This window comes from Agriterribacter sp. (genome assembly GCF_035497235.1).
Classification (GTDB): domain Bacteria; phylum Bacteroidota; class Bacteroidia; order Chitinophagales; family Chitinophagaceae; genus Agriterribacter.
The window spans coordinates 1-22,900 of record NZ_DATJEB010000006.1; the positions used below are offsets into that span (position 1 = coordinate 1).

Consider the following 22,900-nt stretch of genomic DNA (forward strand, 5'->3'; position numbering starts at 1 on the left):
ACCACGCCCTGGCCGGCGAAGGCGGCGTCGCCGTGGATCAGCACACAAATTGTAACCGGATGGTTTCCCATTCCACTATAGTGAGCCGAAACATGAAATCAGCAGGAAACCGCTTACTGTTCCTCTTTACTGACTGGTTCAACACTTTGGTTTCCACTTCATAAAGAGCGGCCAGGTCAAAATCAAGCATTACTTTTTCACCCCTGATTTCATAAATACGATTTTGTATACTCCGGATGATCTGCATGGTATAAAGTTTTATTAAAAAGCAGGTTGACGAGGGAAAGTAACTTAGATGGGATCAGGGTCCGGAAGGATTCCCGGATTTTATCCATGTCGTTGTGCAGTCGGAACTAAGCATAGGCTGGCGTGGAAACCTGTCTGCCGACAGGCAGGTGTGAAAATATAGAAAATATGTAAATAAAAATTGCAGTGTATTGCTAAAAATAAATATCCTGTAATTTACATCCTTCAATGCAGTTACATCAGTCAGCAGGATATAAGGCAATACAGGAGTGGTTAGCTAAAAAGGAATTCAAACCTTTTGCCTTCCAGGAAGAAACCTGGCAGTATATCATTAATGGGAAAAGCGGGCTGGTAAACGCACCTACAGGTTTTGGAAAAACATTTTCCGTTTTCCTGGGTGCTGTAATAGATTTCATTAATCAGCATCCCGCTGATTATAAAAGCAAGGCAGGCAATAAGCTGCAATTGGTGTGGGTCACACCTTTACGTGCGCTGGCAAAAGATATAGGCAGGGCAATGGAGGAAGTGATAACGGAGTTGGGTATGCGCTGGCGCATAGGTATACGCAATGGCGATACGCCCACGGCTGAACGTCTGCAACAAAAAAAGCATCCCCCGGAAGTACTGATCATTACACCCGAAAGTCTGCACCTGCTGCTGGCCCAAAAAAACTATCCCGATTTTTTCGCTACCCTAAAGATTATCGCGGTGGATGAATGGCATGAACTGCTGGGCAGCAAAAGAGGCGTGCAGGTAGAACTGGCCATCAGCAGACTGGTATCTTTACCCGCTGCAAACACTAACTACTCCCCGCTAACTACTGACTACTCACCATCCACCGCTCACCGTTCGCCTTTTCCGCTCATCTGGGGTATCTCAGCCACCATTGGTAATCTTACAGAAGCGGGTGCGGTATTGCATGCTTCACTTTCAGCACAGGTGCAACCGGTAATTGTGCGTGCCCAACTGAAAAAAAATATTAAAGTTGAATCTATTTTCCCCGATGAGATCGAAAAATATCCCTGGGCGGGGCATTTGGGCATAAAATTGATGCATAAAGTGCTTCCCATTATTGATCAAAGCCGCACTACGCTCATCTTCATTAATACCAGGGGCATGAGTGAAACCTGGTACCAGGGATTATTGAATGCCGCACCGGAACTGGCAGGCGCCATTGCTTTGCATCACGGAAGCATTGAGCCCAAATTAAGAACATGGGTAGAGGAAGCATTGCATGCCGGCATTTTAAAAGCAGTGGTATGTACGGCAAGTTTGGATTTGGGCGTAGATTTCAGACCGGTAGAAACCGTTATACAGGTAGGCTCTCCCAAAGGGGTAGCGCGTTTTTTACAACGGGCAGGCCGTAGCGGCCATCAGCCGGATGCCGTGAGTAAAATCTATTTTCTGCCTACGCACTCACTGGAACTGGTAGAAGCCTCGGCATTGAAAAGCGCTATAGCCGAAGATATAATTGAAAGCCGCGAACCCATGTTGCTTTGTTTTGATGTACTAATTCAATACCTCTGCACTTTAGCGGTGGCTGATGGGTTTGCCCCGGATATTATATACAAGGAGGTGCTGGCAACTCATTGTTATAAAGATATGACGCGGGATGAATGGCTGCAGATATTACAGTTTATAACTGCCGGCGGCGCAGCCCTGCAGCAATATGATGAATTTAAAAAGGTAGAGATCATTAACGGGTTGTACCGTATCACCAATCGCAGAATAGCCATGCGCCACCGCATGCATATCGGTACTATTGTAAGTGAAGCCATGCTGAAAGTAAAATTCATGTCTGGTGGTTATATCGGTGTAATTGAAGAATGGTTTATATCAAGACTGGATCCCGGAGCTGTATTTACGCTGGCAGGAAGAAACCTGGAATTGGCGGGTATAAAAGATATGACTGTACTGGTAAAAAAATCTAACTCAAAAAAATCCATTATTCCAAGCTGGCAGGGCGGCAGAATGCCTTTATCGGCTAATCTTGGGAAAAAATTAAGGGAAGAATTGAATAAGGCAGGAAGAAAGAAAACAAACCTGTCCGCCGTGGCGGATCACAAAAAACAAATTGCAAAACGGAACAACAGGGAAATAGATGTGTTAAAGCCCCTGTTTGATTTGCAGGAACAGCTATCGCATGTACCCAAACATAATGAACTGCTTATTGAACATATTGAAACAAAGGACGGTTATCACCTGTTTGTATTTCCTTTTGAGGGCAGGCTGGTGCATGAAGCTATGGCCGCCATTTTAGCCTGGCGAATAAGCCGGTTAACACCGGTTACGTTTTCTTTTGCCATGAATGATTATGGCTTTGAACTGCTGAGCGATCAGCCCATACCGGTAGATGACAGCAATGTATACGAATTGTTTTCTCCGGATAACCTGCTAAACGATATACAACGAAGTGTAAATGCAACGGAAATGGCTATGCGAAAATTCAGGGATATTGCTGTTATTGGCGGACTGATCTTCCAGGGTTTTCCGGGCGAGGAAAAAAAGGCACGCCACCTGCAGTCTTCGGCTTCCCTGCTTTTTAAAGTGTTTAATGAATACGACTCAGGTAATGTGCTGATGCAGCAGGCTTATCGCGAAGTATTGGATCAGCAGATGGAAGAAGTACGTTTACGCCATATGCTGGAACGGATACAGCAATCCCGCATCATCATTACCTTCCCCGCTCACCTCACCCCTTTCTGTTTCCCCATTAAAGTGGATAGTTTACGGGAAAGCCTCACCTCCGAAAAATTAGAAGACCGGGTACGCAAAATGCAGCAGCAATTGTATTGATACGCAGCGTGCGTGCCCCCCCGGAAAAATATAGTAACCGGCTCTTAAACGAGTCCCTGAGCCAGCATAGAATCCGCGATCTTTACAAAGCCGCCTATATTGGCGCCTTTTTCATAGTTGATATGCCCGTCTTCTTCTTTGCCATATTTCACGCATATCCTGTGTATCTGTTTCATGATCTCTTTCAGCTTATTGTCTACCTCATCCCTTGTCCATGAAAAGCGGAGTGAGTTTTGCGACATTTCCAGTCCCGATACTGCCACACCGCCTGCATTAGCGGCTTTGCCCGGTGCATAAAAAATGCGGGCCTGGTTAAATGCGGCAACCGCTTCCGGTGTACAGGGCATATTGGCGCCTTCTGCAACACAAAAGCAGCCATTTTCTATGAGCGCAATAGCATCCTCCCCATTCAATTCATTTTGGGTGGCATTGGGCAGGGCAATATCACATTTAATTTTCCAGGGGCGTTCTTTTTTAAAATAACCGCAATTGAATTGAGCGGCATATTCACTGATCCTTCCCCGGTCGTTATCTTTCAGATTTTTGATAAACTGCAGGCGTTCCAGGTCAATACCATCGGGATCGTAAACAAAGCCGTCTGAATCCGACATGGTGAGAACTTTAGCTCCTTTGGCTATACATTTTTCGGCAGCATACTGGGCTACGTTGCCGGAGCCGGAAATGGTAACTTTTTTACCTACCAGTGTATCGCCACGGGTTTTTAAAATTTCTTCCACAAAATACACCAACCCATAACCGGTGGCTTCAGGACGTATAAGACTACCGCCCCATTCATATCCTTTGCCGGTAAGCACACCGCTGAACTCTCCCTTAATGCGTTTGTATTGCCCGAACAAATAACCGATCTCGCGCTTACCCACGCCAATATCTCCCGCCGGTATATCTATATCGGCCCCCACATGCCGGTAAAGTTCCGTCATAAAACTCTGGCAGAATTTCATTACTTCATTATCCGACCTGTTTTTAGGATCAAAATCTGAACCTCCTTTACCGCCACCCATAGGTAAGCCGGTCAAACTGTTTTTGAACACCTGCTCAAAAGCGAGGAATTTAAGTACGCTAAGCGTTACGGAGGGGTGAAAGCGCAGCCCGCCCTTATAGGGGCCTATAGCACTGTTCATTTGTATTCTGAAGCCACGGTTTACTTCCACTTCGCCTTTGTCGCTTAGCCACGGTACTCTGAAAATGATTACCCGTTCAGGCTCAACAATGCGCTCTAAAATTTTATTGTTTCTGTATTTGGGATGCTTGTCAATATAGGGGATCAGGGATTCCGCCACTTCCGATACTGCTTGTAAAAATTCAGGTTCTGCTGTATTTCGCTGCTGTACTTTTTCTAAAAACTGCCCGAGCAAATCATTCATATATTGTATAAATATGTTAGTTTTAGGGGTATAATATCCCGGAAATTACTGAAATATTCAATGAAGCATCCTATTAAATTTTTGCAGCTCACTTAATTCTACCGCAGACAGGGTTTCATTGTTATCATATTTCGCTTTTAAAAATAATACTCTTTTGTGCTGCGGGTATTTTGCCAGTATGGCTTCCAGCATGCGGCCGGCACTTTCATCTTTGGTATAAAGCGGGGCCGGCGGCGGCAGCGCGGATTTATACCGGGTAGGTTTTTTTTTTATGATGGCTTCTAAAGTTGTGAGTTTGTTTTCGGGTATGGCGGCTACTTTCGCGGCTTTATGATACAATCCTTCCAATTGCTTTTTACTTAATCCGCCGCGTTCCTGGTATTGGTGCAGCAAACTTTGTATAAAAGAAGAATCCGGCTTAACCTCCAGGACCGCTTTCAGCAAATCGCTTACAATATCTACTTCAGGCTTTATTCTTTGCATCATAAAAAAACATATATAAGGGTGTTAACCCGCAAATCATACCATTGAACCTTTTATTACCCGCAACTCCAATTTTAAGTGTAAAAGTACATCCGTCTTAACACTTTACCTGCAGAAATCTTATCCGGGAATAAATAAAACAGCGTCTGCTATTACGGTGCCATCAGATCCTTCGCTTGTTATTTCGGCATATCCTTTTTTACCTGCCGGCAATGTATAAACCCCAAGGTCAACCCATCCTCCTGACGTTTGTCCTTCTACTTTCAATGCAGTAGCAGCTACAGGAACAGTTTTTACCATTTGCCCGTTAAAGATTTTTATCTGGGTGGTAGCGGAGGGCTTTTCCGAAGCGCTGAGATAGTAATATATTTTATAGGAGCCGGCTTTACTGATAGTTGGTGTAAAGCGAACGGATCGCTGAACATTGCTGTCGTTGCTCATAAGTTTGGAAGGACCATAAGCGCCGTGGGTTACAGCCTCCCACTCACCATGAATAGTTACATGAGCGGTATCGTCATTATCAACTAAAATCTCAGGCGTGGTTCCATCCATCAGCGGATTTGTTTTCAATAATTGCTGCAATTTTTTTACATCCACTTCCTGCACCGACTTGTTCTCCCCGATAGCCATGCTTGCTGCCACAGCGGCCGATTGTGCCAGCACCATAAAAACAGGTTCCATACGAATGGAGCCATAGGCAATATGACTAGCAGACAGGCAAACCGGAGCAAGCAGGTTTTTACATTCGCCCGGTTGCGGAATAATAGCCCGGTAAGAAATGGGGTAAGGTCCTCCGCCATGCACCTGAACGTCTCCTTCATTTTTAACCATCCCGTTTACCACTATACGCTGGCAATTGTGCGAATCCATGGTGTAGGCCGCCATTCCCACACCATCGGCTACCGTACGTTTTCCCACGCAATTGTCCTGCGTCATTACGTATGCACCTACCATCCTGCGGGCCTCCCTCACATACATTTGTGGCGTAAAATTGGCATTGTTTGTATATTCATCTTTGGGATATCCCCATTGCAGCATTTCCTGGCGCAGGTGCATGGGTACCCTTTCATCATTTCCCAAAAAGTATAGCAAGCCTTTTGTGTAGTTTTCATGTGCTTTTGCAATTTTTTGCCTCGTGGCAAAATCAGCTTCCGGATAATTGTAATTCATCCCTATCATATCGGTTGAAAAGGGCCCGTTATTATTGATATCGGTTTTGTGATTAGGCATGATATCAATTTTCAAATGCGGGCTTAGGTTAACCGATTGGTTTTTTTCAATTACCCGCAGCAACAGTTCATACCTCGATGCATCATACTCATCGGGCTTTGTAACGGTGATCCTGTTGGAAAGCTCGTTGCTAAGGCACAGCCTGTAATTGTATGCCTGCACTTTACTGTCGCCTGTTCCCCGCTCTGCCAGCGTTTCACCGCTAATCCCCCACAGCAAACCACTTTTCGGATCACCGGGTATAACGTATGGATCTATCCCATCGGGGAACTGGTGTTTATCCATGCGTTGTACGCCGTTATAGGTTTCTGTGTAAACACTGTTGGCTTCGCGGCCCACTATATAAGATACGCCGGCTTTCGCCATAAGGTCGCCTTCATAAGAGCAATCAATGAACATGCGGGCTTTGATGGTCTTATCAGCCTGTTTGCCATTGGCTCCGGTATACCGGAGCGTTATTTGCCGGATATATGCGGCTTCTTTTTCTGCAGTAACCACCTCGTGTTCATACAATATATTCACCTTTGCCGTGGTGATATACTGCATTAAAATTTCTTTTGCCACATGAGGCTCAAATATCCATTGCTCAAATTTGCCGTAATGTTTACCCACCCGGCGGTAAAAATCCCTTGAAATGCCAGACACCACATATTTGTTGCCTATATCTGTATATCCCAATCCGCCCGATGTTAATCCGCCAATATGTTTTCCCGCTTCAACCAGTATCACCGACCGGCCCATTTGTTTGGCGGCATACGCGGCTATTACGCCGGCAGCGGTGGCTCCGTAAACGCATACGTCTGCTGTTTGTATATTTTTTTGTGCAAATGCCATGCTGCTGCCACACAGACAAAACAAAATAAAAAGCGGGATTTTACTTTTCATGAACATAATTGAAGGGAATTGAATACTACCATTTGATCTGCAGTTGCAGGAGAATGTAAGATACTATAAATACTCAGGGGGAAGCGGTCAGGGTGCATCCCAAATTGCCCTGGCTGGTGATATACCAGCCAGGGCGGGTTTGCCGTGGGCGGTGTCTTCACCGCCTACAGGAAGCCAGGACATGGACATGCGACAATTTAGGATGCATCCAGCGGTCAAAAAGCCAGCAAAATGCTAATTAATTTAGTATTAAATCTTACATTTGTATATGCAGGACATTTCAATAGCAGCAAACCCAACAAATATATTATTTGAAGAGGTTCCAGGCAGGAGAAGTTTCAAGGCAATTGTAGATTGCAACAGTTTTTATTGTTCCTGCGAGCGGTTGTTCCGGCCCGATTTGAAACATAAACCTGTTGTGGTACTGAGCAATAACGATGGTTGTATTGTTTCGCGCAGTGATGAAGCTAAAAAGATAGGTGTGGAAATGGCGGGACCTTATTTCAAGGCCAAATCCCTGATACAACAGCACGATGTAGCGGTTTTTTCTTCTAATTACAATTTGTATGGTGACCTGAGCTGGCGCGTGATGGAAACATTAAGGATGTTATTAGGAGCATCCCGGGTGGAAGTGTATTCGGTAGATGAAGCTTTTGTGAATTTGCCGGAAATGGAGGAAAGAGAAGTGCAGGATTATGCATTGCATATACGGCATACGGTTGAGCAATGGACCGGAATTTCCGTTTCAGTAGGCGTGGCGCCAAGCAAAACCCTGGCTAAGGCAGCCAATTTTATGGCTAAAGAAAACAAACAGGTTTCCAATTGCGTAAAAGTGTTGCTGTCGGCAGAGCAGCAAAGGGAGGCGCTTCAATCCATACGAATAAATAATCTATGGGGAGTAGGTGGTGCATATGCCGCAAAACTTATTAACATGGGTATCACCAGTGCATGGGAATTGCGCAATATGTCTGTTGCATGGGCGTATAAAAATATGGGTGGTGTAACCGGGGCAAGATTAATAAGGGAACTGCGGGGCGAACCCTGTATAGACATGAAAGAACCATTGACAACCAAAAAAATGATTGCCACCACCCGTATGTTTGGCGCTCCGGTAAACAGTATCAGCGCTATTAAGGAAGCCATTGCTACCTATACTTCCCGTGCGGCCGAAAAGCTCCGGCGTCAGCACAGCGCCGCCGGCAGCATTACGGTATTCATTGTTCCCAAAGCACAGCACCATTCTGCCGATTTCCATCATGGAACGGCGCTTAGCCGTTATGCCAGGTTACCGGGGCCTACGGCTATCACGCATGAGCTCATAAAGGCCGCCGTTCAATTAGTGGATGAACTGTTTGAAGAAGGAAGCTCTTACAAAAAAGCGGGTGTAATGCTTGGCGAATTGGTACCGGATACGGCCATCCAGGGCAATTTGTTTGTGCCACCGGCAGGTAACCGCAATCGTTACCTTATGAACATGATGGATAATATCAATTTCAGTATGCGGGATGATATACTCAAATTTGCTGCCGCAGGAACCCATAAAAACTGGAAGATGCGCCAGGAGCTGCGCAGCCGCCGCTATACTACGCGCTGGGAAGAAATGTTTGAGGTGAAGTAAAATTTGTAGTATTGCTTTTCGCCGGCAGGAATACGATCATGTGTCGGAAGATTACCTGCACCTGAAACCATCCTACTTCAACAGTGGTTGCTGCTGCTTCAGCGATGGCGATATTACCGGGATAGAAATAGAAGCAGGTGAAATAAGACTGATAAAATGGAAAATGGGAGACGCCGCACCACAAAGAACTATACTGGAACATGCTGCATTGAAAGACCTGTGCTAACCTGCTGTTTGTACCCGTACTTTATTAAAACCAAAACCCCGTAAAAAAATTTTCAAGGAGTACAATATTGCGGGCATTGGCTTTAATGAGTATACCTTGCTGAACCGATCTTTCTATCATTTTTGTTCTGGCTTTTATTTTAACGGCTGTAACCGCTTCACTGGCCCATTCACCTGTTTCGCTAAAAGTTTCAAAATCCGATGGATTCATAATCACGTCTAATATTTCTGCTGCCGGCAGTATCAGGGAAATAGAATCGCCTTCAGCAAAAATGGATTGCGCGTTTAATTTTTTAAGGTCAGCACCTGCAATGAGTTTCCCCCGCCCAATAATCACCAGGCGCTTTCCGGTTACAGGTAAATTACCAAAACCCGGAAGATCCGGAAGCAATATTTCTATCGGGGACTTCATCTTTATAACAACGGAATCTGCAACTACCTCATCAAAGGCCGTAATGGTGCATAATTGGGGCCAGTTCGTTGATCTCTTTAATCAGTATGGGCGCATTTTCTATGGTAACGGGCTGCGCTTTAAAAATATTTTTAAAAGAAGGCAGCCATTGCATATTTAACAACAAAAGCACTACTATAACAGTAGCAATGAGAAAAACATACCTGGGCCAACTTTTTTGCATGATCAGTTGAGTTTAGCGGGAGCGTTTTCAAATTGAACAGTAATCTTTTCATATCCCATGCTACGCAGAAGATTGGTAACAAATAAGCTGGCATTGGTTTCTGCGGTTTGCAGCACGTCCAATGCATCCGCACTGTCCTGTATCTGCTTTTGCGCCTGTGCCGCCAGCATATCTCTTTCCTGCGTTGAAAAGCTGTTTCTGAAAGCGCCGGTTTCTTCATATGCTACCTTAATACAGAGCAGGAAATATATAATTTTTTTGAACATATTGCAATTTATTAGCTTATGCAGTTGTTGGAGAGCGTGAGGTAGTTAAAGTAAGAAGGCATCACCAACAATATGAGTACGGGAGGTATCAAATTAAAACAGCTTGTGTAATATTTGTTGTTGGTAAAGCTGGAACTCAAATCTTTGATCAATACCAACAAAGGCACCGAATTTGCTTTATTCATAAATATCTTTTCTGTGTCCAAGGTCAACGACATCAACCAAAAGAACATCATCAAAAATATCGTATATAATGCGGTAATCAGCCACACGGATACGGTAACCCTCTCTACCTTTCAGTTTTTTATAGCCTTTGGGTCTTGGGGTATGTGCAAGGCTGTAAATGGCTTCTTTAATATTGGAGTAATATGGCTCATTAACTTTCTCAAGTGCTTTTTATCGCTCGTTTCTTTAAGGTTACATTATAAGCCATTATTTTGCTTTACGGTTAGCTTCAATCATTTTGAAAGCCTCATCAATGGGAATAGAAGGTTCATTGGATTTTTTAGCTTCATCATAAAGCTTTATATCTTCTAATTCTTCCAGTTCTTCCATAATGGCTTTAAAATCTTTTATAGGAAGCACCACAGATATTTTTTTACCTGTGTTGTCGGTGATGTATTGCGGATTTAATGTAAGCATATCTAAATTGTTTTGCTGCGATATTTTGTTCAAATGTTTTTGCTACTGCCTGCCATACGAATACGCTTTACGAATGAACAATGCGAATTTAGTCAAAAGGGAAAGTTTTTGCAATTAAAAGTACTTTCTTTTCCCAACCAGGCCTCACACCCTTAGCTATCCATAGTGCTCAGGAATAAATGACGAACTGCTATTATCATCGCCGGCCAGCGTCACAAAAACTTTATCAACGATCATTTCACGGGTAATTATTAATTTTCACGGAAATTAAGATATGAAGAAATACGCGGTAATAGTAGCCGGGGGCAACGGAACAAGAATGGGAAGCGCTGTTCCCAAGCAGTTTTTACAGCTAAATGGCAGACCTGTGGTATGGCATACGCTGGAAACATTTTTGCGTGCTTTTGAAGACTTACAGCTCATACTGGTGGCGCCGGCTAATTTTGAACCGGAAGGCAAAGCGCTTATTCATCAAACAACCGCGCCATGGCGCATTCAAATGGTTGCAGGTGGTGCAACACGTTTCCATTCCGTGCAAAACGGATTACAACAAATAGATGAGGAGTCGGTTGTTTTTGTGCATGACGGTGTAAGATGCCTGGTTACCGAAAAGCTGGTTCGCCGTTGTTATAACCAGGCGCTTGAAAAAGGAAGCGCCATCCCTGCGGTAGCGGTAAGCGACAGCATAAGAATGGCAGAAGGAAACACCACCAGGGCGATAGACAGGAACCTGCTGCTTGCTGTTCAAACGCCGCAAACCTTCAGAAGTGAAATTATCCTGCCTGCATTCCGGCAAACCTATAGCGAAGCTTTTACCGATGAAGCCACGGTAGTGGAAGCCGCAGGACATAAAGTGTTTATGATAGAAGGAGAGAAGGAAAATATTAAGATCACGCTGCCCGCTGACCTGGTAATAGCGGAACAGTTGTTCAAAAAATAATAATGTAAAGAATAGCTTCCTCTCCGTTTCATAATGTCAGTTGCATGATTAAAAGACTTATTACAGCGGTTCAAAAATGTATATTCTGTTATACCATTACAGCAGATCTGCCTTCCTTTATCCGGTTGCTGATCAATACGAAAAGATATCGTTGTGCTAAAAAAGCTACCAGGCATTCCTCCATTCCTGTTCCTTATCATTTGCGGTTGAATGGGAAAAGAAAAACCATTTTTTTCTGTGTACTATTCCGCGCCAGGGGTATATGCCGTGGAAGCTGATAAATATAATATGGATATGCTCTTAAGCAACCTTTCCGCTGAAGTATCTGCGGAACGTATTAACGTATTGCATGCAGCCGCTTATAGTGAAGATACTACCGTATATATGCAAGTGAAAGAGAAAGCATATAATACGGCTATTACCGGTGAAGTAACGGACATGCCTGTACGTGCTATATGCATGGATACGTTATGTACTATGTTTAATCTGGATAAAATAGGGCTTCTGAAAATAGATATTGAAGGCAGCGAAGAAGCGCTCTTTTCTGAAAATACCGCATGGCTTGATAAAGTTAACATGATTGTTGTAGAAATCCACGCCGTTCCGTACCGAAGCACATGCGAAGCCATATTGCGTAATAACGGATTTGTTATTGATGAGCCGGGTAAAATAACTTCTTCTTCAAGTTTATTATGGGCAAGAAGGCAACGGTGATACAGTAGCTATTTTTTGAAGCATTTTACAGGGAATGGCAGACGGTTCATTTTAAGATGATCATAATAAACAGGTACGGAGCCAAACTGCCGGTTAAAAAAAGCAATGCCGGAAATATCGGATCCCTCAAAACGAAATATTTTATTTGCGCCTGCCTGATCCTGTATGGCGGCATCGGTGAGCAGGTAAAATGCCCCCATTGATTTGCCCTTCGCAGTACTTCCTCCCACCAGTGAATACACAAAGTTATTGTCGTAAAGCACAATGTAAAAGGCCACGGCTTCGCCCTCCGGCGTATGTGCAGTATAGGTTTTAAGATGATGCTTTCGGGCTGCGATATTACAGCATGACAGGAGCGCATGATAATCTTTTCCTGCAACGCGGGGATGCGCTGTGTGATACGATTTTCTGTAAAAGGTAATAATATCCTCCGGGGTATCATTGCGTACAATTGCCAGGTTATGCTTATGTGATTTTTCTAATGAGCGTTTGGCCAGCCTGCTGTATTGACTGGTTAAAGCGGAATAGTTTTTTTTCAGATCCAAGAATAAGTTTAATCGCTTATGAACAGTGAGCGCAGCAACTGGGTTGGGTTCCGGCACGATATGGGCCTCATTGATATCAATATCCCAGTAGGTAAACTTAGAAGGAATGGCCCGCAAAAAATCAGCTATGCTAATAGGTTGTGTATTTGCAAAAAGGCCCAGCGATGCCGTAAAAAAGGGCTGGTACAGATAATAAAATCCATACTTTCTCTTCCAGGTAAGTGGCATTACCGCTTCATAATTGTTTAATACCAGGGCATCCCAGTTCTCCGCCATACTATCCAAATACCACGAATAGCTATAAATTAATCCATTCTCCGACCCACTAATACAGTTGTCCCATTTGACAATGTCAATTTCATTTCTTTTCAGGTATTGAATAGCGGTAGTCATGAAAAGGGCTGCTTAAAAAGGGATAAGCGGGCTGATTTTTTTAAAGTTAATGTTTTGGATATCTATGCTGAATGCTATGCGCTGCCAGAAATTATTGCCGGGTGTTGATCTGAAGTAGTCGCGGTACACTCTACTGTAAACCAACGGCACATATACATTTACGATGTCTTTGCACAAAGACAATTGCAGGCCCGCATCAAATAGTATTTTCGGTTGCTCCGATCCGCCTGCCCACCCTTCATTATAAGTACCCAGGTCTAAAAATAATTTTACAGGAATGCTGTGATGAATGGTGGAAGTAAAATTGAGCGCCATCAGCCAGTCATCTGTTTTGCCCACTTTATTGCTCAGCAAATCTGTTCGTACTTTAAACCCCCCGTCTCTCATCATTACCTGTTGCGAGAGGAAGCCGTTGTATTCGTTGCGGCCCATAAAATAATTACTGTAGGTATAATCTTCATACCCTTTGGGTGCACTCATGTTAAGCTGGTATGCACCGGTATTAACCCGCTTACGGGATGTGTTATCACCTGTATAAAAAAACTTTCCCGCAAACCAGCGGGCGTTCAATCCTCCGCCTTTGGGGTAATTAAAAAAATAGTTCCCCGTATAAGCAATCCTCCCGAAACCTTTTGAAAGCTCAAACTGTAATTCATAACGATAAGGGTATAATACCCGGCTGTTATCCGTTACAAAACGCAGTTGCCCAATGGTGCTGGCATGGCTAGTAACGGCGTACAGATTCTTCTGTAAAACGGAATCCCATGAAAACTGCAGGGCGTCTGTATTAATGAAATGTGTTTTCACCTGCACAAAGCGGCTAAGCTGGCTGCGCGGATCCTTATTCCGGAAAGTGAACCGGATGTGCGGGCTGAGCTTGCCGTACCGCAAATGAGTGGTATAGTTATCTTCATCTCTAAAAATATCTTCCGAAAATCGTGCGGCATTTAAGCCTGCCTCAATGTTATCAAAAATATTTTCCGGGTACCAGGTATAGGTTGCCCGCCCAATACCATTGAACTGTTTGCTGCCTGTAGCATATAGTGGTACTGCAATAAAGCGGAAGCGTGTAAACGGAAGCGAATAGTTGTGAATAACAGCGCCTGCCATCAGCTTGTCATAGTAATTAAAACCCAGTGCGGGAGCTATGCCTGTATAGTGATATTTATTTTGATCATTTGCTCTCCCTATCCATGCAAGCCGCATTTTTTTGCGGGCCGGTGCTAAAAGGCTTCCCCTGGTGTTCAGTAAATTAAAGATACTATCGGTGTTCTTTCTGCTTACAGACGTAATTACCTTCTTAAAATCTTGGGGATAAGGATGTTTGAACTGCCATTGATGGTAATAAACATGCATACAGGAATCAAATAAGTCCTTCCCCAGGAATAATTCCAGTTGTTGCATCCATTGCGCCGCTTTATAATAAGCGGATAAATAATAATTAGCCGGGGAAAATGCGGAGGCAGGCAGGTCAGCAGGCTGATCTTTTTTTACGGCAGCCACCGATTCAAATGATAGCTTTTCAAATGCGGGTGCAGTGAATGGTGTGAGGTTTATTTTTTCTTCACCGGCCGTATATTTTTTTTCGTAAAAAGTATTCATGCCCGCGGCCATCCAGGGGTACTCCCGGCCATTGGATGCCAGTATGCCATAAAACCAGTTGTGACCTACACCATCAGTGATGTCCCGTTCTGTTGACCACCCCTTTTTGGGAGCAGAAAGCGCTGCAATAGTGGAGTACTCCCCCTTCATAACAGGCGGAACTTCAACGACACTTAAAGTAGCAAAAGGATATGCGCCCACTGCAGCGGAGTAAAAACGAACAGCATTCTTCGTATAGGCTATACTGTTATTCCATCGTCTTTGTGATGCAGGGAGATAGAAAGCATATACATCAATAACTTTCCCGGACGGCAAAGCGCAGGTATCATGGTTTACGGTAAATCTTTTATCGGCAAACCAGGCAAAGTCATGTACATTGCTTTGTTTATAATGAAGCGTTTTGGTTGCCGTGGCGGAAGGCGGAAAAGCCTCCCGGATAGTTGTATAAGAACCGCCTTTTATTTTCTTTCTGTACCGGGTTTCTTTCCATGTATAGGATGCGCGTGTTTTCAGCCACTCTTTTTCACTTTCATTTTGTAATGCTCCCGTTGCGGCAACCGCATAATTTTCGGGAAGGGTAATGGTTACATCAAAATTCCCCGGCTCACTGTAAAGCGCTCCCTGCTGCAGGTAAGGCATCGGATGCCACCCTTTACTGTCATACACCGCCGGTTTGGGGTACCATTGGGTTACCTGGTAGGATTGGCCTGTGTGACCGCTCCGTGAAAAACGATCAGGGAGCTGTACATGAAATGGAGTGGTAATCAAAATTTGCTCACCGGGTAAAAGCGGCGTGGGTAATAGCACGCTTGTGATATCTAAATGCTCCGGATGATCTGTTGTATTTGCCCGCACATCATTCACCCTGAAGTCGAGCTGGTTGATATACCCTTTTTGTTCGGGTAACGAAAAGTAAAACCGGGTATCGCCATTTTGCAGCATTTGCTCACTAAAAGCCGTTTGATCGTTTTTAAAGGCATTTGGCCACAAATGAAACCAGATATACCGTAAAGTATCCGGCGAATGATTGCGGTAAAATATTTTGATAAAGCCGTTGAGGGTATGTTTCGTATCATTAAGGGAAACATGGATGGAATAGTCTACCTGTTGCTGCCAGTAGCTTTGTTGCGCGAAGCCCGCGGCTATAAAACCATTGATGACGATGAACAGCAGGAATTTTTTCACGAATGTGACCGGTTTTTTCAAAAATAATGGAAATCAGGAACAAAGCGCTTTTAAACCCCGCCTCCTTTACCGTCCTTTTCCCTTTAAAATAATACGCAGGGTGTGTACCAGTATCTTAAAATTAAGCGCAAGAGAAATATTTTCAATATACACGAGGTCGTACTGCATCCGTTCAATCATTTCATCCACATTTTCGGCATACCCGAATTTTACCATGCCCCAACTGGTGATGCCGGGTTTTACTTTCAGCAAGTATTTAAAATAGGGTGTTTTCGCATTGATCTGCTCAATGTAAAATTGTCTTTCGGGCCGCGGCCCCACCAGGCTCATTTCTCCTTTTATTACATTCCAGAACTGGGGTAATTCATCAATGCGCCATTTACGCATGGTTTTGCCCCAGGGTGTAATGCGCGGGTCGCCATGGGACGATAAAGCCGGCCCGTTCTTTTCCGCGTTGGTATACATAGAGCGAAATTTATACATAAAAAACGGGCGGCCTTTATAACCAATCCTTTTTTGCGTAAAGATCACAGGACCGGAAGACGTAAATCTTACCCTTATTGCCGTATATAATATAAGAGGAGACAATACCACCAGTGCCACAGCCGAAAGCAACACATCTGTTAATCGTATAAGATACAGTTGCCACTCCGGCATCAACCCGGTTTTAATAGCAATAAGTGGCGCATCCAGCACGTTCCTGGTACGAACAGAACCGGCAAGAATATCCAGATTGCTGGGCGCTATCTTTATTTCTACATCTCTTTCACTTATGCGGTTAATGATAGATGTTACTTCATGCGGCAGCGCGTTTTCTACAGCGATGATCACCTGGTCGGGCTGCCTCAATTCCAGTATTTCTTCCAGGCTATCCATATTTCCCAGTAAGGGAAGATGATGATCTAACGCATTAGGGAATGTATCGGTACTGATAAAGCCACTGAACTTGTAACCGAGGCGGTTCTGGTTTTTTTTGATTTCTTTAAACAGGTAAAGAGCTGTAGGATTATTGCCCACGATGATGGTATTGAACCATACCCGCCCTTTGAGTAATTGCTTTTTCGCAATATCAAGCAGTACCACACGGCCAATCCAGATTAAAACAAGGTGCAGTAAGAACAGGGAGAAAAAAGCCTTATAGTAATATGGATAGCTGGCTTCCTTGTCATCAAGCACCAGCAGGAAAAAAAGTACCAGGCAGCCCCCAAGCGTACTGATAAAAGTTACCGTAAATTCCAGAAGGCGCGATTTGGTGTATAAAGACTGGTGATAACTGCCCAGGAGCATAAAAAGCGCCAGCCATCCGCAGGGGATAAAAAAAATACTCAGTTGTAATTTGGTATTGTATAAAAGCTCCGCTGATATGTTCAGATCAAAACCGGTTAAATGTTTTCGTATAAAAAACGCTACGGCCCATGCCAGCACCGTGGCTATATAATCACTTACCGCATACCAGGAAGTATTTATTTTATGCTGGTCTTTCATCTGGATATTAACCCCGTTTATCATTTAACGAGGTAATTGGCCGACTGTATCTTTTGCAAAATATGGTGCGCCACATCCATCGCCATTAAGCCATCTACTTCCGAAACCACGGTAGCTTTGTTTTGTAATACGGATTGGGTAAAAGCTTCCAGTTCTAATAAAATGGCATTGGCTTCGGGAACTACAGGGTTGGCAATGGCAATTACTTTTTTGCCCGATGGCGTTTCTATATCAAAAGTAAAGGCATCCTTGTCTTTGTCATCTTTTAATTTGATGATCTCCGTTTTTTTCTCCAGGAAATCAATACCGATGTACGCGTCTTTCTGAAACAGGCGCATTTTCCGCATTTTTTTCATGGATATTCTTGATGAGGTGAGATTGGCCACGCAACCATTGTTAAACTCAATACGCACATTGGCAATATCGGGTGTATCTGTCATTACCGCTACGCCGCTGGCAGAAATGTTTTTTACATCGCTTTTAACTATGCTAAGGATGATATCAATATCGTGGATCATCAAATCCAGGATTACACTTACTTCCGTGCCACGTGGATTGAACTGCGACAAACGGTGTACTTCTATAAACATGGGATTCAGCGCATACCCTTTGAGGGCCAGGTAAGCCGGGTTAAACCGTTCCACATGCCCCACCTGAACTTTTACATTTGCTTCCTTTGCCAGCTTAACAATTTTATGCGCCTGCTCCATACTGTCGGCCAATGGCTTTTCCACAAAAACGTGCTTACTTTTGCGGATCGCTTTTTCACACAATTCAAAGTGAAGGGTAGTAGGGGCAATAATATCAACGGCATCGCAGGCGTCCATAAGCGCATCAGGGTCCTCAAATCTTTTTAAATTATAGGCTGCAATCACCGCAGCTGCCGTTTCATCATTAGGATCATAGAACCCAACTAATTCCGCTGTTTTAATTTTCTGCCAGTTAGCAATATGAAACTTACCCAGGTGACCTGCTCCGAAAATGCCAATTTTAAGCATCTGTAATAATTTAAGGATCAAAGATAAGCTTTGCTGGTTTGCTGAGTAAGATAAGTAACTGCGTTATGAATACGATGTTTTAGCTTTTCCCCTGCTGTTCAAATACAGGTAATAACCGGCGAAAGCAGTAGCGGCGATTAAACCTATAGCAGCAATATATTTTACAGCATTGCTTTTCGGCAACCTGTTTTTTTCATCACCGCTGATCAGGTTCAACAGTGGTTTTAATGAACCTTCAGGCAATATTTTATCAGCCCAGAGCTTAACGGGGGAAGGTGCATTTGAGGTAGCTATACCCATTCCGGATAACTGGAACAGGGGTATATCGGCGATGGTATTGCCAACAAAAACGATATTCTTTTGAGGGATATTGAATGTAGCTGTAAGATGTTTCAGTATAGCGCTCTTATCATACTTTATATCGGGCTCATCAGGATCATTAAAATAATCAGGGAATTCCAGATCTCCCGTTGCAACGCTTTTCTCCATTTTCAGGTTATTGGCAAAGCAATAATCAAAGCCAAGTTTGTTTTTAATATGGTTAGCTACAATATCAAACCCGTCAGAAAGCAATATGCATATAAATCCATTATGTTTCATGCGCAATATCGCTTCCCGCGAATGGGGCACAATGGGAATAGTGTCGGCTATGGCCTGTAATTCAGGGAGGGATTTGCCTTTAAAAAGCGATGCCGTTTTTTGCAGTCTTGATGCTTCAACTGTATAAGTATTATTGATCTGCATTAACCGGTGTTCCAGGTTATAATAAGTGGCGGCAGCATCATTAAAGCTAAACCCGAGTATTACATTAATGTCAATAATGACTATTTTTTTTAATTTCAGAATAGATTCCCTGATAGCGAAATCCATTTCATCACTTATGGTGTGAATATCTGACAAGGTTTCTAAATTTCCACTGGAAAATAAAGCGGCCTTCTGTAAGATGGTTCTGGAAACCTGGCGCGACATTTTCCCCAATGCTTCAAGGGTTTGCATGTCGTTCTTAATAAACCCGATATTCACTTCCTTTATACGTAATTTTTTTGCAAAAGCATCTATCAGTAAAGCAATGTCTACTCCATAGTCGTTTTCGAATTCAATCTCCTGTAGAAAATCCTTTTTGGCGGCAATCATGCCGCTCAGGGGTTGAGTAAATTTTTCCAGTTCGGGAAAGAAAATGCTTAAAAGTGGCTTTGCAACAAGTTGGGTAACCCTGCCCGCCTGCCTGTCAAAAAATGATTTTACAAAATCAGCTTCTCCGTTTATGATCGGGTCAGCAAGAAGGCCTACTATATTTTTTGGATAAGTAAGAATATCCGCATCAAGGTAAACAATGGTATCATAGCGCGCAGCCATCATCCCTTCATGCATAGATATTCCTTTCCCTTTTCTTGAGCTGGTAATAACCCTGTCGGCTTCTTTTAACGCTTCACTTACCGTATTATCAGTGGAATTATCATCCACCACAATAATTTCCAGCGGTATGCTCGTTTGTTTGATACGCTGAATTATTTTCCTGATCGTAGCTCCTTCGTTTAATGCGGGTATAATTACACTAACCATATTTTGCTTTCCCTCCAAAACAAAAATAGCGGAATTTTTTTGTTAAAGCGCGTAGCGTAAAGTTATACCCAATGTTCTCGGATCTCCTAATACAGCAGCATAGTGTCCGGCATTACCTGCCGCGGGCAATAATTGTTCAAAGTAATGTTGATCTAATAAATTACGGCCCCATAAAAATGCCGATAGTCCCCCGGAAACCCGGAAGCCCAGCCTGGCATTCAACAGGGCATAACCATCAATGTTCAGATATTGGGACGGAGAGGCACTGGAAGAGAAGCCGGAACGATAATAACCATCGGCAGCGATGAAGAATTTTCCTGCTTTACCCAGGAATATAGACGGGGTAGCAAATTCACCGCCCAAAGAAGTGGTCCATTTGGAAATGCCAGGCAGGTCGCCTCCCGAAATATCTTTAAACGCGGATGGTCCGCCGGTTTCTTCAAGCGGAACCGGAGCGTTTTTAAAAGATACGTATATGCCTTCTGTATAAGCTAATGCACCGTATAACGAAAAATGATTATTGAGCCTGGTATTTCCATCGAACTCCGCTCCGCGTATACGCACTTTTTCCGCATTGGCGAGATAGCCCCGGTTTACACCCACTTCAGCTGTTTGTACCTGCGTTTGGTAATCCTTAATATTGGTATTATAAATCGTTAGGTTCAGCGTGGTACCCGGCGCCGGTGTGGTTTTTAGCCCAAATTCTATGTGCTGTACATATTCAGGTTTTATAGCAGCAAGATCCAGTAGTACTTCTCCGCCGGCGGTAGGTAATCCCCCGAGGTTAAGCCCTACAGACTTATAATTGGTGGAATAGGTAGCGTAGGTATTAACCTGGCTCGCGGCTTTGAATGCAACGGTTACCAATCCCGACAAATTGGTGTTGCTGGTATTTGTATTAAAAGCCTGGTTAGTATACACCGCGTTCTTAAGAGCGATCAGGTCGGGGTCATTTGTTTCCATTCCTCCATAGGTTTCCCGGTTAAATGCTACTTTCTTTTTATCGTAATTATAGCGCAGTCCGCCCAGCAGGTGCAACCGTTCGGTAACCGCAAAATCTAATTGTCCGAAAGCCGCACCACTAAAGGTGTTGAGTGATGATGTTGTTCGGATCCCATACCCGTCAAAAAGCCCGGGTGTATTCCATTTAGGGTTCGTTGTACTCTGTGAAAACCGCCATTGAGCATCGCCGGATTCCTCTGTATGATAAGGATTTGTTTTAAGATCCTGACCAATAGCAAACAACCCGAATACGCCGCTCAGGCGGGAAGATAAATCCCCAGCATAGCGTATTTCCTGTGACCAGTTTTTATGTTTGGACGGTGCTTGCGATAAGGTTAGTACCGGAAGTCCGGTAAAGTCGCGGTCATTTGAAGGGTCCCATTTCCAGTAACGCCAGGCAGAAGTAGAAGTGAGGGTACCCGATCCGAGCTTAATATCAACATTCAGGGAAGCGCCGCCGAGGTCATTATTTGAACGCCATGCAGTATTGTGATCAATCTTCCGGTCGAAGGGGTTACGGCTGGGCAAATTATAGTTGAGATCAGTGATAATCTGCTTAAACTGGCGGTATGCAGGACGTTGTGTAGTTACCACACCTGCCACCACCTGTGCGTAACCATCGGGCCGCTGGCTGGTTGCATCCGCTGCCAGGGTAATACCCACTTTGTCCGATAGTGCATACAGCAACTGTCCGCGAATGCCCAGGTTATTGATATCGTTCGTCTTCTTCTGCGTGGCTACGTTTTCAATCAGCCCGTTCCGTTGCGTACCCGAGAAGGATAGCCGCCCGGCAAGTTTTTTACTTAGTGCGCCCGTAACGGAGCTCTTGGCCTGGATAAATCCATAATTACCGTAGCTCACCTCAAAATTAGCGCCCGGCTTAAAGCTGGGCTTACGGGTTATAACGTTAAACGCCCCGGCTGTTGTATTCTTGCCAAACAATGTTCCCTGGGGACCACGCAATACTTCAATCCGTTCAATATCTATAAAGTCGAGCGTTGCTGCAGCGGGACGTGCATAATACACACCGTCTACATAAAAACCAACGCCTGGTTCTACGCCATCGTTGGTAAGTCCGAACGTAGTACCCTGCCCGCGAATGTTGAGCGCTGTGTTACGGGGGTTGGAAGAATAGAGCTGAACAGAAGGGATAAGCTCTTTCAGCCTGTTAACATTAAAAGCGCCGGCATCTTCAACAAGCGCGCCGGTTACTACCGAAATAGGAATAGGAACGTTCTGTAATACCTCCCTGCGGCGCCTGGAGGTAATAATGATCGTATCCTTTTGATACAGTGGCTGCAATGGTATCAATACATTATTTACGTTGCTGTTTCTAACAATCAGTTCACGGGTTTCATACCCGGCAGAAGATATGATCAAAGAAAAGGGGAAGGTTTGCTGGCGGCTCTCCAGGGAAAACCGGCCTGCAGAATCGGTAACGGCGCCTGTTGTTGTTTTTTTTATAGTTACGCTGGCGTAAGGTACGCCGGTATTATTTTCATTAACCACACGGCCGGTAAATTGCGCGAAGCCTGCTACAGGCAACAGGTATCCTAAAACCAGGAAAATATGTTTCATGTATTACGTTTTGATTGGGGAATAAACAATGATATTAGTCTACTAAATTTGTAGAGTATTAAAACAAAAAAAATTACGTAAGAAGCACGTTGCAGTGCAGTGTCAACATCGCTGATCCGTAAGATGAGAATAAGTCATACAATGAGGCTGTTCATTAATTATTATGCAAGATTATGGTTTTTTTATTAGTCTACAAAATTTATAGACTTTATTTTTTTTGCCGGATCAGTCTAACCTATACGCGCCGTTGCCAGGTAGCCGGCATAACGCAGGTAAGCATAGGCATCATTATTATCCTCCGGCATAGTACACATCATGCTGCTTTCCTATTGCCTTTATTTTCGCTTTATCTAAAAATGACAATTTGAAATGTACCCGAATGATGAGACTTGTCTATTAAAAATTTATATTTAATTGCCGGAACTTACTGGCAAACAGAACCATCTCCGGTAATTGTTTCCGGGTGACTTTTATTATTGGGGAA

At 43.9% G+C, this 22,900-nt stretch carries 18 protein-coding genes and 2 pseudogenes; 5 read left to right on the forward strand and 15 right to left on the reverse strand.

The genetic code is table 11. The features are described 5' to 3' along the window. Positions 1 to 49: 49 nt before the first annotated feature. A pseudogene (locus VL121_RS00940) lies at positions 50 to 247 on the reverse strand (ORF6N domain-containing protein); the annotation flags it as partial. Between the two features lie 227 nt (positions 248 to 474). On the opposite strand from VL121_RS00940, the gene VL121_RS00945 reads away from it, so the two are divergent. Then, a complete protein-coding gene (locus VL121_RS00945; protein WP_325401204.1) occupies positions 475 to 3,042 on the forward strand; it encodes a ligase-associated DNA damage response DEXH box helicase in 2,568 nt (855 codons plus the stop codon). 44 nt (positions 3,043 to 3,086) lie between these two features. On the opposite strand, the gene gdhA is transcribed toward VL121_RS00945, so the two are convergent. The 3 genes from gdhA to VL121_RS00960 all read right to left on the reverse strand — a co-directional run bounded on the left by gdhA (position 3,087) and on the right by VL121_RS00960 (position 7,025). Further along, entirely contained in the window at positions 3,087 to 4,427 is a 1,341-nt protein-coding gene (gdhA, locus tag VL121_RS00950) for an NADP-specific glutamate dehydrogenase (protein ID WP_325401206.1), read from the reverse strand. A gap of 57 nt (positions 4,428 to 4,484) precedes the next feature. Next, entirely contained in the window at positions 4,485 to 4,913 is a 429-nt protein-coding gene (locus VL121_RS00955; RefSeq protein ID WP_325401208.1) for a hypothetical protein, read from the reverse strand. Between the two features lie 117 nt (positions 4,914 to 5,030). After that, on the reverse strand, positions 5,031 to 7,025 hold the full coding sequence (locus tag VL121_RS00960; RefSeq protein ID WP_325401210.1) for an FAD-dependent oxidoreductase: 1,995 nt from the start codon (positions 7,023 to 7,025) through the stop codon (positions 5,031 to 5,033). Positions 7,026 to 7,293: 268 nt separating this feature from the next. Here VL121_RS00960 and VL121_RS00965 point away from each other — a divergent pair, with 268 nt between their 5' ends. Further along, positions 7,294 to 8,643 carry a Y-family DNA polymerase gene (locus VL121_RS00965; protein WP_325401212.1) on the forward strand — a complete coding sequence of 450 codons (1,350 nt, stop codon included), beginning with the start codon at positions 7,294 to 7,296 and terminating at the stop codon, positions 8,641 to 8,643. A gap of 40 nt (positions 8,644 to 8,683) precedes the next feature. Then, positions 8,684 to 8,869, forward strand: coding sequence for a hypothetical protein (locus VL121_RS00970; RefSeq protein WP_325401214.1), 186 nt, complete (start codon positions 8,684 to 8,686; stop codon positions 8,867 to 8,869). A 24-nt stretch (positions 8,870 to 8,893) separates the two neighbouring features. Here VL121_RS00970 and VL121_RS00975 read toward each other — a convergent pair whose 3' ends face one another. From VL121_RS00975 to VL121_RS00990, 5 genes and pseudogenes are all read right to left on the reverse strand, one after another. Beyond that, positions 8,894 to 9,280 carry a DUF4230 domain-containing protein gene (locus tag VL121_RS00975; protein ID WP_325401216.1) on the reverse strand — a complete coding sequence of 129 codons (387 nt, stop codon included), beginning with the start codon at positions 9,278 to 9,280 and terminating at the stop codon, positions 8,894 to 8,896. A gap of 31 nt (positions 9,281 to 9,311) precedes the next feature. Then, a complete protein-coding gene (locus VL121_RS00980; RefSeq protein WP_325401218.1) occupies positions 9,312 to 9,503 on the reverse strand; it encodes a hypothetical protein in 192 nt (63 codons plus the stop codon). Positions 9,504 to 9,505: 2 nt separating this feature from the next. Next, on the reverse strand, positions 9,506 to 9,769 hold the full coding sequence (locus VL121_RS00985; RefSeq protein ID WP_325401220.1) for a DUF4230 domain-containing protein: 264 nt from the start codon (positions 9,767 to 9,769) through the stop codon (positions 9,506 to 9,508). A gap of 177 nt (positions 9,770 to 9,946) precedes the next feature. Further along, a pseudogene (locus tag VL121_RS21615) lies at positions 9,947 to 10,132 on the reverse strand (type II toxin-antitoxin system RelE family toxin); the annotation flags it as partial. 69 nt (positions 10,133 to 10,201) lie between these two features. Beyond that, entirely contained in the window at positions 10,202 to 10,411 is a 210-nt protein-coding gene (locus VL121_RS00990) for a hypothetical protein (RefSeq protein WP_325401222.1), read from the reverse strand. A 274-nt stretch (positions 10,412 to 10,685) separates the two neighbouring features. On the opposite strand from VL121_RS00990, the gene VL121_RS00995 reads away from it, so the two are divergent. Both VL121_RS00995 and VL121_RS01000 read left to right on the forward strand, forming a co-directional pair. Then, positions 10,686 to 11,351, forward strand: coding sequence for a 2-C-methyl-D-erythritol 4-phosphate cytidylyltransferase (locus VL121_RS00995; RefSeq protein ID WP_325401224.1), 666 nt, complete (start codon positions 10,686 to 10,688; stop codon positions 11,349 to 11,351). Positions 11,352 to 11,561: 210 nt separating this feature from the next. Next, positions 11,562 to 12,065: an FkbM family methyltransferase gene (locus VL121_RS01000; protein WP_325401226.1), complete on the forward strand. Its 504-nt coding sequence runs from the start codon at positions 11,562 to 11,564 to the stop codon at positions 12,063 to 12,065. A gap of 8 nt (positions 12,066 to 12,073) precedes the next feature. Here VL121_RS01000 and VL121_RS01005 read toward each other — a convergent pair whose 3' ends face one another. The 6 genes from VL121_RS01005 to VL121_RS01030 all read right to left on the reverse strand — a co-directional run bounded on the left by VL121_RS01005 (position 12,074) and on the right by VL121_RS01030 (position 22,416). Continuing rightward, a complete protein-coding gene (locus VL121_RS01005) occupies positions 12,074 to 13,003 on the reverse strand; it encodes a hypothetical protein (protein WP_325401228.1) in 930 nt (309 codons plus the stop codon). Between the two features lie 12 nt (positions 13,004 to 13,015). After that, positions 13,016 to 15,790: a M1 family metallopeptidase gene (locus VL121_RS01010; RefSeq protein ID WP_325401230.1), complete on the reverse strand. Its 2,775-nt coding sequence runs from the start codon at positions 15,788 to 15,790 to the stop codon at positions 13,016 to 13,018. A 66-nt stretch (positions 15,791 to 15,856) separates the two neighbouring features. Continuing rightward, entirely contained in the window at positions 15,857 to 17,299 is a 1,443-nt protein-coding gene (locus tag VL121_RS01015; RefSeq protein ID WP_325401232.1) for a sugar transferase, read from the reverse strand. Next, complete coding sequence (locus VL121_RS01020) at positions 17,296 to 18,273, reverse strand: Gfo/Idh/MocA family oxidoreductase (protein ID WP_325401234.1); 978 nt, start codon at positions 18,271 to 18,273, stop codon at positions 17,296 to 17,298. Before VL121_RS01020 ends, VL121_RS01015 begins: the two co-directional genes overlap by 4 nt. Positions 18,274 to 18,336: 63 nt before the next feature. Then, positions 18,337 to 19,836 carry a glycosyltransferase gene (locus VL121_RS01025; protein WP_325401236.1) on the reverse strand — a complete coding sequence of 500 codons (1,500 nt, stop codon included), beginning with the start codon at positions 19,834 to 19,836 and terminating at the stop codon, positions 18,337 to 18,339. 42 nt (positions 19,837 to 19,878) lie between these two features. Continuing rightward, on the reverse strand, positions 19,879 to 22,416 hold the full coding sequence (locus tag VL121_RS01030; RefSeq protein ID WP_325401238.1) for a TonB-dependent receptor: 2,538 nt from the start codon (positions 22,414 to 22,416) through the stop codon (positions 19,879 to 19,881). Between the last annotated feature and the right edge of the window lie 484 nt (positions 22,417 to 22,900).

Coding starts and splice junctions, on each gene's coding strand:
- VL121_RS00945 (WP_325401204.1), top strand. CDS start 475: ATGCAGTTACATCAGTCAGCAGGATATAAGGCAATACAGGAGTGGTTA.
- gdhA (WP_325401206.1), bottom strand. CDS start 4,427: ATGAATGATTTGCTCGGGCAGTTTTTAGAAAAAGTACAGCAGCGAAAT.
- VL121_RS00955 (WP_325401208.1), bottom strand. CDS start 4,913: ATGATGCAAAGAATAAAGCCTGAAGTAGATATTGTAAGCGATTTGCTG.
- VL121_RS00960 (WP_325401210.1), bottom strand. CDS start 7,025: ATGAAAAGTAAAATCCCGCTTTTTATTTTGTTTTGTCTGTGTGGCAGC.
- VL121_RS00965 (WP_325401212.1), top strand. CDS start 7,294: ATGCAGGACATTTCAATAGCAGCAAACCCAACAAATATATTATTTGAA.
- VL121_RS00975 (WP_325401216.1), bottom strand. CDS start 9,280: ATGAAGTCCCCGATAGAAATATTGCTTCCGGATCTTCCGGGTTTTGGT.
- VL121_RS00980 (WP_325401218.1), bottom strand. CDS start 9,503: ATGCAAAAAAGTTGGCCCAGGTATGTTTTTCTCATTGCTACTGTTATA.
- VL121_RS00985 (WP_325401220.1), bottom strand. CDS start 9,769: ATGTTCAAAAAAATTATATATTTCCTGCTCTGTATTAAGGTAGCATAT.
- VL121_RS00990 (WP_325401222.1), bottom strand. CDS start 10,411: ATGCTTACATTAAATCCGCAATACATCACCGACAACACAGGTAAAAAA.
- VL121_RS00995 (WP_325401224.1), top strand. CDS start 10,686: ATGAAGAAATACGCGGTAATAGTAGCCGGGGGCAACGGAACAAGAATG.
- VL121_RS01000 (WP_325401226.1), top strand. CDS start 11,562: ATGGGAAAAGAAAAACCATTTTTTTCTGTGTACTATTCCGCGCCAGGG.
- VL121_RS01005 (WP_325401228.1), bottom strand. CDS start 13,003: ATGACTACCGCTATTCAATACCTGAAAAGAAATGAAATTGACATTGTC.
- VL121_RS01015 (WP_325401232.1), bottom strand. CDS start 17,299: ATGATAAACGGGGTTAATATCCAGATGAAAGACCAGCATAAAATAAAT.
- VL121_RS01020 (WP_325401234.1), bottom strand. CDS start 18,273: ATGCTTAAAATTGGCATTTTCGGAGCAGGTCACCTGGGTAAGTTTCAT.
- VL121_RS01025 (WP_325401236.1), bottom strand. CDS start 19,836: ATGGTTAGTGTAATTATACCCGCATTAAACGAAGGAGCTACGATCAGG.
- VL121_RS01030 (WP_325401238.1), bottom strand. CDS start 22,416: ATGAAACATATTTTCCTGGTTTTAGGATACCTGTTGCCTGTAGCAGGC.